Source organism: Postechiella marina, assembly GCF_039538365.1.
GTDB classification, from domain to species: domain Bacteria; phylum Bacteroidota; class Bacteroidia; order Flavobacteriales; family Flavobacteriaceae; genus Postechiella; species Postechiella marina.
Genome location: NZ_BAABCA010000003.1, coordinates 173,848 through 189,631 on the forward strand (window position 1 = coordinate 173,848; position 15,784 = coordinate 189,631).

At 32.8% G+C, this 15,784-nt stretch carries 14 protein-coding genes; 7 read left to right on the top strand and 7 right to left on the bottom strand.

Annotated features, from left to right (window positions below; translation table 11 throughout):
- The first annotated feature begins 181 nt into the window (after positions 1-181).
- Both ABD715_RS07335 and ABD715_RS07340 read left to right on the top strand, forming a co-directional pair.
- Entirely contained in the window at positions 182-2,401 is a 2,220-nt protein-coding gene (locus ABD715_RS07335; protein ID WP_344787490.1) for a M1 family metallopeptidase, read from the top strand.
- Between the two features lie 17 nt (positions 2,402-2,418).
- Positions 2,419-3,591, top strand: coding sequence for a cytochrome-c peroxidase (locus ABD715_RS07340; protein WP_344787491.1), 1,173 nt, complete (start codon positions 2,419-2,421; stop codon positions 3,589-3,591).
- A gap of 9 nt (positions 3,592-3,600) precedes the next feature.
- On the opposite strand, the gene ABD715_RS07345 is transcribed toward ABD715_RS07340, so the two are convergent.
- From ABD715_RS07345 to ABD715_RS07370, 6 genes are all read right to left on the bottom strand, one after another.
- Positions 3,601-4,722, bottom strand: coding sequence for a glycerate kinase (locus ABD715_RS07345; RefSeq protein ID WP_344787492.1), 1,122 nt, complete (start codon positions 4,720-4,722; stop codon positions 3,601-3,603).
- A 21-nt stretch (positions 4,723-4,743) separates the two neighbouring features.
- Positions 4,744-6,351, bottom strand: coding sequence for a sodium:solute symporter family protein (locus ABD715_RS07350; RefSeq protein WP_344787493.1), 1,608 nt, complete (start codon positions 6,349-6,351; stop codon positions 4,744-4,746).
- A gap of 2 nt (positions 6,352-6,353) precedes the next feature.
- On the bottom strand, positions 6,354-6,689 hold the full coding sequence (locus ABD715_RS07355) for a GNAT family N-acetyltransferase (protein WP_344787494.1): 336 nt from the start codon (positions 6,687-6,689) through the stop codon (positions 6,354-6,356).
- Positions 6,690-6,823: 134 nt separating this feature from the next.
- Entirely contained in the window at positions 6,824-6,973 is a 150-nt protein-coding gene (locus ABD715_RS07360) for a hypothetical protein (RefSeq protein ID WP_344787495.1), read from the bottom strand.
- Positions 6,974-7,106: 133 nt separating this feature from the next.
- Complete coding sequence (locus tag ABD715_RS07365; RefSeq protein WP_344787496.1) at positions 7,107-8,411, bottom strand: MGH1-like glycoside hydrolase domain-containing protein; 1,305 nt, start codon at positions 8,409-8,411, stop codon at positions 7,107-7,109.
- A 101-nt stretch (positions 8,412-8,512) separates the two neighbouring features.
- Positions 8,513-11,107 carry a TonB-dependent receptor gene (locus ABD715_RS07370; protein ID WP_344787497.1) on the bottom strand — a complete coding sequence of 865 codons (2,595 nt, stop codon included), beginning with the start codon at positions 11,105-11,107 and terminating at the stop codon, positions 8,513-8,515.
- A gap of 140 nt (positions 11,108-11,247) precedes the next feature.
- On the opposite strand from ABD715_RS07370, the gene ABD715_RS07375 reads away from it, so the two are divergent.
- The 5 genes from ABD715_RS07375 to ABD715_RS07395 all read left to right on the top strand — a co-directional run bounded on the left by ABD715_RS07375 (position 11,248) and on the right by ABD715_RS07395 (position 15,168).
- Positions 11,248-12,270 (top strand): LacI family DNA-binding transcriptional regulator, encoded by a 1,023-nt coding sequence (locus tag ABD715_RS07375; RefSeq protein ID WP_344787498.1) that lies wholly within the window; start codon positions 11,248-11,250, stop codon positions 12,268-12,270.
- 101 nt (positions 12,271-12,371) lie between these two features.
- Positions 12,372-12,851 carry a phytanoyl-CoA dioxygenase family protein gene (locus ABD715_RS07380; protein WP_344787499.1) on the top strand — a complete coding sequence of 160 codons (480 nt, stop codon included), beginning with the start codon at positions 12,372-12,374 and terminating at the stop codon, positions 12,849-12,851.
- A 68-nt stretch (positions 12,852-12,919) separates the two neighbouring features.
- Positions 12,920-13,714 carry an undecaprenyl-diphosphate phosphatase gene (locus ABD715_RS07385; protein WP_344787501.1) on the top strand — a complete coding sequence of 265 codons (795 nt, stop codon included), beginning with the start codon at positions 12,920-12,922 and terminating at the stop codon, positions 13,712-13,714.
- A gap of 4 nt (positions 13,715-13,718) precedes the next feature.
- Positions 13,719-14,408, top strand: coding sequence for a tRNA pseudouridine(55) synthase TruB (truB, locus tag ABD715_RS07390; protein ID WP_344787893.1), 690 nt, complete (start codon positions 13,719-13,721; stop codon positions 14,406-14,408).
- Between the two features lie 52 nt (positions 14,409-14,460).
- Positions 14,461-15,168, top strand: coding sequence for an energy transducer TonB (locus ABD715_RS07395; RefSeq protein WP_344787502.1), 708 nt, complete (start codon positions 14,461-14,463; stop codon positions 15,166-15,168).
- Here ABD715_RS07395 and ABD715_RS07400 read toward each other — a convergent pair.
- Positions 15,152-15,769, bottom strand: coding sequence for a thioredoxin family protein (locus ABD715_RS07400; RefSeq protein WP_344787503.1), 618 nt, complete (start codon positions 15,767-15,769; stop codon positions 15,152-15,154). The two genes, ABD715_RS07395 and ABD715_RS07400, sit on opposite strands and share 17 nt — an antisense overlap.
- Positions 15,770-15,784: the final 15 nt, after the last annotated feature.

Below are 15,784 nucleotides of genomic sequence, written 5' to 3' on the forward strand. Positions count from 1 at the left end.
TTCAGTTATTAATTTAGTAATGCAAATGTACAGAACGAATATGCTTTTAACAATTAATAATGCAGTGGTTTTTTCGCTTTTAACAATATCGTAATCTGCTTACAAGTAATTAGTTGATTATTAACAAATCCTTATAAATATTAGTATCTTGTGCATGACTAACTCAAATATCTTAAATTATATGCGACAGCTAATCACTTTATGCTTGGCTCTTGGCTTATGCCAAGCACTAACAGCCCAAAAACAACCTTGGCAAGGCAAGTTCGAACCTATAGATCAATTAATTACAGCTCCAAATACATCTAGAACAGCTAGCGGTGCGCCCAGTAAAGCCTACTGGCAACAACGTGCAGACTATAAAATTAAAGCGACTATAAATACCCAAAATAATATACTTTCTGGAGAAGAAACCATAACATATTACAACAACTCGCCAGACGATTTAACTTATTTATGGATACAATTAGAGCAAAATATTAACCGAAAAGAAAACGAAGATTTCGGGAGTATTTTTGGAAATATAAAAAACAATATACCTACAAGAAACATGCAATTTTTAACGCGTGCTATCGATTTTCCTGCTGGTTATACCATAAAACATATTAAAGACAGCGAAGGCAACTCAATGACATCTATGGTAAATAATACCATGATGAAGGTTCTTTTAAAAACACCTTTAAAAGCAGGAGAAACACTTAATTTCTCTATAGCATGGTCTTACCCTATTACAGACAGAAGTATGTTTTTACTTTCTAGAGAAGGCTACGAATATTTCCCCGAAGATAAAAACACTATGTATTTAATTGCACATTGGTTTCCTAGAATGGCTGTTTATAATGATACTGAAGGTTGGCAAAACCAGCAATTTCAACGTCTTGGAGAATTTGCTTTAGAGTTTGGAGATTACGATGTAGAAATTGAAGTACCAGACAACCACATAATAGCTGCAACAGGCGTATTACAAAACAGTGACAAAGTACTTACTAGAAAACAACGTTTTAGATTGAGTAAAGCTAGAAAATCTTTTGATAAACCTTTACTTATTATTACACCAGAAGAAGCTAGAGAAAACGAAAAAACCACATCTAAAAGAACTAAAACCTGGAAATTTAAAGCTAAAAACGTACGCGATTTTGCATTTGCATCATCTAAAAAATTTATTTGGGACGCTCAAGCTTATAAGTTTTCAGACCACACAACTATGGCTATGTCTTACTTTCCTAAAGAAGGCTTACCTGTTTGGCAAGAAGAGTCTACCAAAGCTATAGTTGCTGCTTTAGAAGTTTACTCTAACGCCACTTTCGAGTACCCTTATCCTGCTGCTATTTCTGTAAACACATCAAACGTTGGCATGGAGTTCCCTATGATTAGTTTTAACGGTGGACGCCCTAAAAATGGTAAAATGACTGATGCTGCAAAAGAGAGAATGATTGGCACCATAATTCATGAAGTTGGACATAATTGGTTTCCTATGATTGTGAGTTCTGACGAACGCAAATGGATGTGGATGGACGAAGGCTTAAACACTTATTTACACCAAAGAACGGTGGCAGAAAAATACCCTAATTTTAAAAGTACAACACCTCAAAGCATTATTCCTTACATGAGTGGAGACAAGTCTATAATGCGCCCAATTATGACAACGTCTGATAGTGAGTCTTTAATGCGTATTGGCTCTAACTTTTACCAAAAACCTACGGTTGGTTTCCAAATGCTTAGAAACTCTATTGTTGGTAAAGAACTGTTTGATGCTGCCTTTAAAGAATATGCTAACCGTTGGAAATACAAACACCCCAACCCTGCAGATTTATTTAGAACACTTGAAGATGCTACTGGCTCTGATTTAGATTGGTTTTACAGAGGCTGGTTTTTTACCACAGACCATGTCGATATGGAGCTGGATAATGTAAAATGGTTTAAAGTTTACGAGGAGCAGTTAAATATTGAAGATCAACATAAAAAGAAATCTACAAAAATAGATAGTGAAAATAAAAGTGGAAAAGCTACAGATTTTTCTAACGGACCTGAAGTTATAAACATGACTACAACACCAGATGCTAGTTATGGCGGATTTTTATCGCGAATAGACGAACCTAAACTACGCAAACAATTAGCCAACAAAAACATTTACGAAATTACAATTAACAACAAAGGTGGTCTTGTAATGCCTGTAACTATAGAATGGGAATATACAGATGGTACTAAAGAAATAGATAAACTTCCTGCTCAAATTTGGCGTATAAACGAATACACCGCGACCAAAACATTTATTAAAGAAAAAGAAGTAAAAAAGGTTAATTTAGACCCTAATTTTGAGTTTGCCGATACCGATATTAAAAATAACACATTTCCTAAAACAGCAACTAAATCTGAATTTGATAGTTTTAAAGAAAAACAATAAATTAATTAAAACGTATTTTGATTTTATTAGTATTACATAAACGTATTTTACTCATTTTAATAATCGTACTTTTTTTTAGTTGTAATTCTAAAAGTAAAAGCAAAACAATAGGTATTTCCAGAATAGACACGCGCGTAAATGCGTTGCCTTTACAGGTAAAATCGCCTAAAAACAATAGTGCATCTGCAGAAAAAACCAAGTTGGGTCGTTTACTATTTTTCGACCCAATTTTATCTGGCAATAAAGATGTGGCTTGCGCAACTTGCCATCATCCTAAAAATGGTTTTGCAGAGTTTAGAGACATTTCTATAGGTGTTAATGGTAAAGGGTTTGGTAGCAAACGTGTTTTTAAAAAACCAAATACCATTCCATTTGTAAAACGTAACGCTCACACTATTTTAAACACTGCTTTTAACGGTATAGATTCCTTATACCACTATAACCCCGAAACATCGCCTATGTTTTGGGATAATAGAGCTAAAAGCCTAGAAAATCAAGCTATAGAACCCATAAAAGCTATGGAAGAAATGCGAGGTTTAAACTACTCTGAAACCTCTATTCTAGAAGAAGTTATTTCTAGACTAAAATCTATTCCAGAATATAAAAATTTATTTGAATCTGTTTTTAACGAAGCCATTACTATTGATAACATAGGAAAAGCTATTGCTGCTTATGAAAGAACTTTAATTGCCAATAATTCGCGTTTTGACCAATACATGCGTGGCGACTCTACCGCTATTTCGCTAGCAGAAAAATCTGGCTTTAATTTATTTAAAAAAGTTGGCTGTATAAATTGCCATAACGGACCGATGTTTACAGATTACAAAATTCATGTATTAGGCGTACCCGAAAACAATAAACTAGATATAGTTGATGATGGTTTCGAAAAACAATTTGGTTTTCGAACGCCAACACTACGCAACTTACGCCACACATCGCCTTATATGCATAATGGTACCATGCTAAGCTTACAAAAAGTTTTAGAGTTTTACGAAGATTTAAAATTTAAAAAAAGTAGAAACAAACAAGTTGCCATAGATAAGATTGATACACTAGCTCAAAATTTAACTATTGCTATGAAAGATTTTGGCCCTATTATATCTTTTTTAAATACTTTAAATGATGATAATTTTGACAAAACTATACCCAAAAAAGTGCCAAGCGGACTAAAAGTTGGCGGAGATATTTAAAAAGCTAAATTACAAGTGTTTAGAGAATTTTAACGCCATATTTTTTGTGTACTTATAACTATTAGACATGGCATCATTTAAATCTTTTGCATAATTAATAACTGCATCTGCATAAGCTATACCAAAGTCTTTTTCTTGATTTCCTTCTAAATCTATAGCGCCACAAAACGCAGCTACTTTTATTTTTTTTGCTTTCGCGGAAGACAGCACGCCTTGTATTGTTTTACCAGACATGGTTTGTGTATCTAACTTACCCTCGCCAGTAATTATCCAATCAGTATTATCGAGCTGAGCATCAAACTGAGCCAAATCTTTTATAAGTTGAATACCACGCTCTAAAGTACCATTTAAAAACACTTTTGAAGCAATACCCATACCACCAGCTGCACCAGCACCTTTTATAGTTTGTGCATCAATATTAAAAACTACATTAATAAGTTTAGAAAAATCTTCTAATCCTTTATCTAACAAAATAATATCTTCTGCTGTAGCACCTTTTTGAGCACCATAAATATAGGCAGCTCCCTGCTCTCCATAAAGCGGGTTGGTAACATCGCAGGCTACTTTAAAAATAACATTATTAAGTTTTTTATTTACTTGGCTAACATCTATAGATACTATTTTAGATAAATTTGCACCAATTGGTTTTATTTCTTTATCATTTTTATCTAAAAAACGGTAGCCTAAGGCAGTAGCCATTCCTATTCCACAATCGTTAGTAGCACTACCACCAATACCCAAAATAATGGTTTTAGCACCTTTATTTATAGCATCAACAATCATTTCGCCCGTACCAAGAGTTGTTGCATTTTTACAATCAAAATCTTCGAAATTTAACAATTTAACCCCAGAAGCTTCAGCCATTTCTATAAATGCTGTTTTAGAATTTTCAGCATATAAATACGATGCACTAACAGGTTTAAAAAAAGGATTGTTAACCTCAACATTTACCACGTTTCCTTTTAGGTAATAATTAACAACCTCAATAGTACCATCGCCTCCATCGGCTAAGGGTAATTTAACAATATCAATATCTGGATTAACAGCAAGAACTCCTTCTTCTACCGCATTACAAAACTCTAACCCTGTTAAAGAATTTTTAAACTTATCTGGTGCTAGTACAATTTTCATCTTTAATTATATTAAATCAACTTATGCAAAAAAACTATGAACAGAGTAAGCCACAACAACAATAAGTACAAAGAACCCTAATAGTACTGCAACTTCTTTTTTTCCGCCTTTATAAAAAGTAACCGGTAAACCTTGGTTAGCCTCTCTTTTAATTAATAAACTAACACCATAAGCAACAACTATAGTTACTAAACACCCTATGGCATTCCACCAGAACCAAAATATTTCTGGCACATAAAGCCATAAGTACATATTAAAAGCAACACCAGCAACAATACCAATATTAGCACCAAGAGCATGTGTTTTTTTAGTTAAAATAGCTAAGATAAAAGCAGCCAAAATAGGGCCATAAAATATAGAACTAATCTTATTAATTACCTCTATTACTGTACCTTCTATACTTCCCGCAAAAAAGGCAAAAAACAAACATACAACACCCCAAAATACAGATAATAAACGCGAGTTCATTACATATTGCTTATCGGTCATGTTAGGTTTAAAACGTTTTATAAAATCTTCTAGCGATACAGCAGACAAAGAGTTTACCGTAGAACTTAGCGACGACATGGCTGCAGACATTATTGCCACAATTAGTATACCTATAATACCATTAGGTAAATATTTTATAATAAAAACAGGCACCATTAAATCTGCTTTTTTACCTTCTAAACTACCTATATTAGATTGGTACACGCTTTCCATTAATTCTTGAAAACCTACATCTTGTAATAATAAAGTACCTAAAACTAACCCCATTACACAGTATGTAAGCGTAATTGGAAAACGAAGCAAACCATTTGCTAAAAGTAATTTCTTTATAGTAGGCATGCCTTTAGCAGATAATAAACGTTGCGATTGTGTTTGGTCGGTTCCGTAATAGGAAGCGTATAAAAAGAAACCTCCAATTACCATGGGCCAAAATCCAAACTCATCATTTTTATCTGCGTTGTTAAATCCCCATTTAGAAAAGTCTACAGCTGTTAATCTATCTTTATCTACATGTGTTAAAAAGTTTTCGAAACCACCTAATTCGCTAATACCATAAACTAAACACACAATTATACCGAAGAATAAAATACACATTTGAATAACATCTCCCCAAATAACAGCTTTCATACCACCTTGAAACGAATAAATCATGGTAATAACACCTATAAGTAGCACAGAAATCCAGAACTCGATACCAACCGTTGCTTGTAAAATTAATGCCATAGTATACACCATAACACCTGTTGCTACAGAACGACTAATTTGAAAAACAAAACTAATTAGTAAACGCGATGATGCATCGAAACGTTTTTCTAAATACTCGTAAACACTAACAATACCAGAATTATACAAAGTAGGAATTATAGCTATTAATAAAAAAGCCATTGCGAGTGGCACACCAAACTCGTAGGTTAACCACTGTAAACCTCCACCTTCTTTTAACCCTACAAAAGCAGGTGCAGAAATAAAACTAATGGCCGATAATTGTGTTGCCATGGTAGATAAACTTAACGGGAACCAGCCCATGGATTGTCCGCCTAAAAAATAGTCTTTAGAGTTATTGTTTTCCTTAAAGAAAAAACCTATTCCTATAAAGGCCAATAAATACACTACTATTATAATATAATCTATATAATTCATGCTTAGTTAATTTTAAGTTTAGTATTTAGTTTGTTTTGTAACTCAATTTTCACATACTCTATCCATTCCTGTTTCAAGATACTCATTAAAATAGCGTCTGTTATTCCTTTACCATCAATAGCTGGAAAAATGCTTCTTAAAACACCTTTATTTTTACATCCTACACTTTTTAAGGCAGAGATACTAATTTGATTATCAGCATAAGCATCAAAACCTATTCTTCCTACCTTAATGGTTTCAAACGCAAATTCGAATAATAAGTACTCGCATTGTTTATTTAATCCTACACCTCTAAATGACATACCGTACCAAGTGTGCTCCAGTTTTAAACTATTCATTTTTTTTTAGAATAATCGTAAAAATGCGTTGTACCAACGTACTGTTTTTTTAATTTATCGAAAAACTATAAAAGAATATTCTTTTTTTAAAGTTCTGTTATTAACAGTTGTGCTTATATATTTGGTTAAATTGTCTATTCCATTTCCTTTTTCAAGAAAAGAGGTCCAAATATTGGGGCTTTAGAAATTTCTAAAAGCACTCTATTGTGCTCTAGTCTTTGAGGGCTTAGCTTAACAAAATCGTTTTCTAAAACATCATTTTTTGTAAAGTCTGGTTTCCTCATTTTTATTTTTAAAGGACAATAAAGGGTTTTAATCTCTCACATTTAAAACCCCTTATTAAAAAAACACCGGAATAACTAAGAGTCTCAAAAAAAGAAATTCCGAATATTTTAATTGCTATTAATCCTTTGTATTTTATCGTTTTAACAAGTCGATATATAGAGCTGCACTCCAAGAAAAATCGTTTCCACCATAACCAGCGTTCCCATCTTTATGAGCTTGTTTTCTAGAATCGAAATACTCGTAAAACCCATTATTTGCTATAATATCTATAGTATCTTGTTTTACGCGTTCTGCGATATTGTTATAACCATATTGGTTTAAACCATTAAACAGCATCCAGTTTAGATTTACCCACACCGGACCTCTCCAGTATTTTTTAGGGTTAAACCTTTCGCTTGTTGGATCGAAAGATGCACATAAATATTGCTGATCGCCACCAAACTTATCCATCATAATATTAACCATAGATGCAGCTCTTTCTTTAGAAGGGATATTAGCATATAATGGCGCAAATGATGATGATGACAAATATCTTAATGGTTTTTCGTTTCTTAAATCGTAGTGAATATAAGCACCTAACTCTTCATCGAATAACTTGTTGTTAAACGACTTTACACTTTTATCTTGCCATTTTTGTAATTGCTCTACTTTATCGTCGTTATTTCCTATTAGCTTATACAATGCAATTAAACTTTGATTAGATTTTATAAGCATAGCATTAAATAACGGATCTTGAACTAAAAACGGAGATAATTCTGCTATTTTTTCGTCGCTATAATTGTGTTCTTTTGCTATTTCTATAATATGTAAATAGTGATCGTACTCTCTTTTTGATGGCCTTTCGGATGCATCAACATGCGTAGTATCTCGTCTTTCGAAAGTGTATTCTGGCGGATTCATTGTAGCCCAAATATCGTCCCAAATAGGAGAATTATCTGTACCCGATTCCCAGTTATGGTAAATATAAACTAAACCTTCGTTTTGAGGATCTCGCTTTGTAAAGAAATAATTGTGATTGCTATAAACCTTATCTATTACCGTTTCTATATATTTTAATGTGGCTGGTTTATCTTTGCTAATTCTGTACATTTCTTCTAACACAAAACCTGTAACTGGAGGCTGTGTCATGCCAGTAGATCTATATTTTTTTGATGCTTCTGGGTGTAAATTAGATTGATGAAAATCTGCCCCAGGAAAATAGGTATCTGTTTCTGTATGAAAAATGATATGAGGAATAAACCCATTGCCCCACTGCGCATCTAATAGTGTTTCTATTTCTTGTTCTGCTTTTTCCATATCGAAATGCGCAAAACCTATAGCTATTAAGCCAGAATCCCAGAACCATTGGAATGGGTATAATTTTGCACAGGGAATACTAAACCCTTCTTTAAAATTATTTACTAAAACCTCTTTAGCTTTTTTTTCTAATGCTTCCATTTATAATATACTTAATTATTAAAAAAAAGCCTATCACTTTCACTTTAAGAGAAAGTGATAGGCAACCAAACAAAACCTATTGCTGGAATAGGCCAAACAAATTAAAAATTAAACGTTGCGTTTAAAAATACCCTAGTAGGTAATACGGGTCTACCAACAAAATACTCTTCGTCTGTTTGACTGTTATTAAGTCTTGGAGACCCTTCTGTTATACCCTCTGAATTAAATATATTGAATACCTGAGTACCTACACGTAATGTTTCTCCTGCTTCTCCTACTGGAAAAGTATATCCTAAATTAAGACTAGCTAATCCAATAGCATCAAGCTCGATAGAGTTAGCATCGTTAGAGAATTTTTTTCCTGTGTAGTTGTAAATAAAACTTCCGTCGAATGCAGTATTATCGTAATCTAAACCTAAAGTAGCTACTACATTTGGTTGTCTTCTTAGCTCGTTACCTACAAAATCTGGATTAGAATCTGACTTAGAGATTTCGTGATCTTGGTATGTAAAAGAACCGTTGAAGTTAAAATCGTTTGTAAATTTATATCTCCAAGTTGTTTCTAAACCATATGTTCTAGTATCTTGATTATCTACTTCCTCTGTTGTTCCTCCAGACCCATCATTAACAAAACTAATAGCCTTACGATCTTTTAAGCTTACAGAATATAGAGCTGCAGTACCAGAGAATTTACCTGCCCCATACTTAACACCTAATTCTCCTTGAAGAATTTTTTCTGTGTCGTAAGAACTTGGGTTTCCAAAACCGTCAAACTGTACACCTCTTAATTCTGGAAAGAAGTATCCCCTAGAAAAGTTACCATAAGCACTAAAGTTATCGTTTACTTTATATAATGCTGCTAACGCTACTGCAAAATCGTCTGCAGACACGTGTCCTCTGGTCCAAGATCCATTACCCCATTGTACTGTATCTAGGTTAGCAATACCTGTATCGTCTACAACGAAATTTTCTTTGCCTTCGTTTTCTATATCTCCAGATGCTCTTTCGTAACGAATACCAAAATCTAAATTCCAACGTTCTAATTTTATTTCGTCTGCAATAAAAACAGCTATTTTATTACTATTTATATTTCTATTTGTGTAAGATGTACCTCTGTTAGTAACACCATTAACAGTGTACCCAGAAAGGTTTACCAACTCTGGTTTATCGTTATACTCTCCTAAATAGTTTGTAATTACGTTAAAATCGCCAGCTTTAGATCTAGACATAAAAGAACCAAAAGTAATATTGTGGTTACCAGCAGTTTTTGTTAATTTAAAATCTGCCATTAACTCTGTTAAAGGTCTGTTTCTATCTAAAATTCTATTTTCAAAAAGTAATGCATCACTTGCCAATGGCTGCCCATTTAACATCGTAAAATCGCCAGAAGTTAAACCTCTTGCTGCTAAATATTCTGCTTGAGTTTCTACAGCTTTAGCTCCGCTAATACCACTACCATCTAAAAACAAATTAAATTGGTGCTTGTAACGTGAGTATCTTAATTTAGCATCTAATTTTAAATCGTCTGTAAAATTATGTTTAAAATTAGTTAAAAAGTAACCCCCTTTAGTAACAACACCATCTTCTATTGGAGATCTGTAAATACCATCTGGCGTAGCGTAAGCTATATCTGAAGCTGCTGCAGTTTGCAACGTAAATATTTCTTCACCATTGTTTCCTGTTGGACGATTACGAGAACCTCCCTCTAGAGGGTAAGGTAAAAAGAACTGTACATTATCGTCTATAAATTGCCCCGAGAAAGTAACAGAACCTTTTTCTGTAACATGCTTTATATTACCTCTTAATTGAAAACCTTCTGTAGGCAATCCTGTTTTTATTGGTCCTTCATCGTATCTGTAAAAACCAGAAAGCGCATAAAATGTGTTAGAATCTTCGCCACCTAAAGGTCCGCTAGTTAAAAACTCACCTTTATATCTTGAATTAGACCCTAGCTCTGTTCTAATAATATTTTTAGGTTTTTCGTTACCTGTAACACTTGTATAGTTAATTATACCAGCAACAGATCCTACACCATATAGTATAGAAGATCCACCACGAACAAACTCTAAACTACGCATTCCAATATCGTTTCTAAAGTAAACATCGTGAGCAGAAGAGTTTAAACCAAACGTACTTAAAACAGGCATACCATCTATTTGTAAAGGGTTAAAAGCATATTGCCCTCCAGAAGGCAAACCTCTTACAAAAATGTTAGACCCTACTTCGCCTCCACCACCTTCGGCAGTAATACCTGGCACACTTCTTAATACATCGGCTTGGCTACTTGTATTTGTTTTTGCTAATTGCTTAGCACCAAAAGATGTAATAGATAAAGGGGTTTCTTTTTGCGAACGTTTAGTAGACGTTGCTGTTAAAACAACCTCGTCTAAAGAATTACCTCCTTCTTGCAATACAATGTTTAAGGTTATTGCAGCACCATTAAGCATTACTGTTTTTTCTTGTGTTTCGTATCCTAAGTAAGATATTTGAATCGTTTGCGATCCGTCAAGGGTTGTAGAGAAACTATAGTTCCCGTCAAAATCTGATGTTGCTCCAGACGAACTTCCTACTATAATAACATTTGCCCCGGTAACAGGCACTCCTGTGTTATCTTTAACAGTTCCTGAAATATCCGTTTGTGCAAACGTTGCAGAAATGCTAAATACACATAATAATGTAAAGATAATTTTTCTCATTTTATTTAGTATTAGTTTATTTACCTCAAATTTATAGTGAAATATGCATAAAAGATTCTAAAAAATTATCATATTTTTATGCAAACGATTGCGGGAACGATTGTTTTTGTGTTTTTTTTAACAAACGAAGATTATTTAGCATGAAAAAAGAAGTTGTCACCTTAAAAAAACTAGCCCAAATACTTGATTTATCGACATCTACAGTGTCTAGAGCTTTAAACGATCATCCAGATATAAGCGAAGAAACGCGCACTAAAGTAAAAAACCTCGCACAATCTATGAATTATGTTCCTAACATTTTTGCAAAAGGATTTAGAAACCATAAAACCAATATTATAGGTGTAGTTGTACCCAACATTACACATTATTTTACAACAACCATGGTTAGAGGTATTTTAGAAGAAGCTGCTATTAGAGGCTATAGAGTTATTATATCTGAATCTAATAATGATGTAAAAAAGCAAACCGAAATGCTCAATACCATGATGCAGTTTGGTGTAGATGGCATTTTAGCTTCTTTAACCAAAATGACACGAGATGTAGATGCGGTTTTACAAACCCTAAATAAATTACCTTTAATTTTATTTGATAAAGTCTCTAACAAAATACCATGTACACAAGTTACTATTAATGATGAAGAAGCTGCTTATAATGCTATAGAGCACTTAATTAATATAGAAAAAAAACGCATTGCAATTATTAAAGAGCGTGAATTCTCTTATACGTCAGAAAAAAGATACGCTGGTTACTTAAGAGCTTTAAAAGAACATAATATTAAAGTAGACGATAAACTTGTTATTAGTGTAGACGATATTTCTTTAGAGCAAGGCAAAAGAATGACAAACCATTTATTAAGTATAAAAAATAGACCTGATGCCATATTTGCTATAACAGATAGCGCTGCAGTTGGCGTTATACAAACCTTAAAAAAATTCAATATAAAAATACCCGAAGACATAGCGGTTATTGGCTTTAGTAACTCTAGACTATCTACAGTTATAGAACCAAACCTTACTACAGTAGACCAACCAGGAGAGACTATTGGCAGAAATGCCATAAAATATTTAATAGACGAAATAGAAAATAAAACACAAATTGTATCTAATAAAATGATAGAAATAAAAGGCAGCTTAATAATTAGAGATTCCACCTTTAAAGTGTAACCTACTTAGTTAAATGTCTTTTTTACAAACCTAGTTGTCGTTTTTAAAGAGTTACAAACTTATTGCTTTATATAATTTTGACTCAAATTAAAACAACTATTATGAAACAAGACATTAATGCTTTCTTTAAAGAAAACGGTTATTATTTAGCCAAAGGACTTTTTTCTAAAAAAGATATCGAAAATTTAGAACATGATTTTGATAAAATTGTAAATCAGTTACAAAAATCGAACACTAAAATTGATGCAACATGGAAAGGTGCAGCTATAGAAAACATAAAATCTAAAGACGATATTATTATACACACGCATAATGTGCAACAATACTCTAGTGTGTGGTTAAAGGCTTTGTTAGATTATACATTTTTAAATATAACCTCTAAAATTTTAGGAGAAAATACTGTACTACATCACAGTAAATTATTTCAAAAAGCAAATTTTGATGTAACCTGCGAATTTGGCCCTGTACCATATTTACCAACTTTGCCTTTTACTAATACACCCGTTTCGTCTCAATGGGAAATGAATATCTTTATGAAAAATCTACTAACCAAAACTTACAAACAATGGATGCTTCAGTAAATTAAGAATACTTTAAATTACACGTACATTTTGTGCTATAATAATCCTATTTTAATACTTTTGCGCTTATGGATATAATAGATGCAATTATTCTTGGTATTATTCAAGGACTTACAGAGTTTTTACCCGTATCGTCAAGCGGTCATTTAGAATTAGGGAAAGCTATTTTAGGAGACAATTCGGTTCCAGAAGAGAGCCTACTATTTACTGTTGTTTTACACTTTGCAACAGCTTTAAGTACTATTGTTATTTTTAGAAAAGACATTTTAGACCTTTTAAAAGGTGCTTTAAAATTTAAGTGGAACGACGATTTACAGTTTATATCTAAAATTGGTATTTCTATGATTCCTGCTGTAGTTGTCGGGCTGTTTTTTGAAGAACAATTAGAAGCCTTATTTGGTGGTAATATTTTACTTGTTGGTTGCATGCTTATTATTACTGCCATTTTACTTTTTCTTGCAGATAAAGCAAAAGACACCAATAAAAAAGTATCTTTTAAAAACGCTTTTGTTATTGGTATATCTCAAGCTATAGCTATGCTACCTGGTATTTCGCGTTCTGGCGCTACCATATCTACATCTGTACTTTTAGGAAACGACAAAACTAAAGCAGCTCGCTTTTCGTTTTTAATGGTGGTTCCTTTAATTTTTGGTAAAATTGCTAAAGATGTTTTAAGTGGAGACATTAATTATAACAGTGGTAATTTTACTGCACTTTCTATAGGTTTTGTAGCTGCTTTTGTAGCTGGTTTATTTGCTTGTACCTGGATGATCTCTTTAGTTAAAAAAAGTAAATTATCTTACTTTGCCATTTACTGTGTTGTTGTTGGGTTAATTGCGGTTATTTATTCTTTACTAAATTAAAATGATGACTGCAGAAAATTACCTTGCTGGACATGTTTTACTAATAGACAAACCTTTAAACTGGACCTCTTTTCAGGTAGTTAACAAACTACGCTGGGAAATTCGTCAAGCATTTAATATAAAAAAAATAAAGGTTGGTCATGCAGGTACCTTAGACCCTTTAGCAACAGGATTATTGGTTATTTGCACTGGAAAAATGACTAAACAAATAGACACTTTTCAAGGACAAATAAAAGAATACACTGGCACCATTACCTTAGGAGGCACAACACCATCGTACGATTTAGAATCTGAAATAAACGAAACGTTTCCTACCAACCATATCACCGAAGATTTAATACACCAGACCACCAAGCAGTTTATTGGAGAAATTCAGCAATTCCCTCCTGTTTTTTCTGCATTAAAAAAAGACGGTAAACGTTTATACGAATATGCAAGAGCTGGAGAAACGGTAGAAATTAAACCTAGAACAATTCATATTTCTGAATTTGAAATCACTAAAATAAATGGTTTAAATATTGAGTTTAGAGTGCTTTGCAGTAAAGGAACATACATTCGTTCTTTAGCTAACGATTTTGGAAAAGCATTACAATCTGGCGCACATTTATCTGTCTTACGACGCACAAAAATTGGCGATTTTAAAGTAGAAAACGGTGTTACTATCGAAGATTTCATAGCTAACTTAAAAAACTAAATTACATTATTTAACGTATATTGTATTAAAGAATACAATAAACACAACCGATTTGAGCCTAACAGATCAACATAAAGCCCTACTTATAACACTACTAATTACAGGAACAGTAATACTTTCTGTTTTTAACTTTGGACTTAACAAACAAAAAACTTTAGCTTCTGAAAGTTATTACGAAATAGAACCCGAAAAAGAACTACCTAAAGAAGAAACTAAAGTTTTAAACCAAAAAAATAATACTAAAGCAGAAACAAATAAAGCTTATAACGAAACAAAAAATAACAAGCATTTTGCACAGGCATATAAAACTATTGCTCCGCCAGAAGACTATGTTCCCAATGTAAAAACACCTACAACTTCTGCTAACTCTTACAACAAATACAGAGCTAAACCAAACGTTAAAAAAATAGATAAAAAAGAATTATCGTCTTTTGATAAAGTAAACAACTTACTAAAAAAACAAAAAGGAGAAGGTGCAAACACTAAAAGTACCATTAGTTATTCTTTGGTAAATAGAACACATTCGCATTTACCTACTCCAGTATATTTATGCGAAGTAGGTGGTAAAATTGTAATAAATATAACTGTAAATGCCAGAGGAAATGTTACAGATGCTTATGTAAACTCATCGTCTACATCGTCAAACGAGTGTTTAATAGAGCATGCTTTAGAGTACGCAAAAAACTCTCAATTTAACGCAGCACCTTCAAAACCGTCGCAAATAGGATCTATTACTTTTTATTTTATAGGAAAACAGTAGGCTTTAATTTACTTAGCATTTCAAGTAAATCATCTATAATATTTTGCCCTTTATTTTTATTATACCAATGTTGTAAATCTTCTTTAAACTCTGGAGTTAACGCTCCGTTTTCGGCTTTAAATCTATTTACGTAACCCGTAGCTTCACTTGGTCTTGGTCCATATGTATCTACAACTTCTCCTGTGGTGTTATCTATCATTATCAACTTAGGAATAGAGCGACCTCCATTGGTTAAAAAAGCATCCATTAATTCCAAATTTTCGTCTCTAAGTACTACTTTAAAATCAATTTTATCGTTTAAACTAGCTACTTTATTTAAAACAGGCATAACATGTGCCGCATCACCACACCAGCTTTCTGTTATAACTAGCCAAGTTACAGACTCGCTAAAGGCTTTCAATTTTTCTTGTGCTGCATCAGCTACCTTTATCGTTTTATCCCACCGCTTCATTCTTTTATCATTTAAAAACGTATAATTAGCTAGTACTTCCGTTTTCTCTTTTCCTGTATTAGAGTTCTCGCTTACCAGTTGCTTTACCAAAGCTCTGTAATCTTGGTAAGACATGCTTTTTGCTATACTTTCCTTTATGATTGTATCCATAATTTATTTTTTATC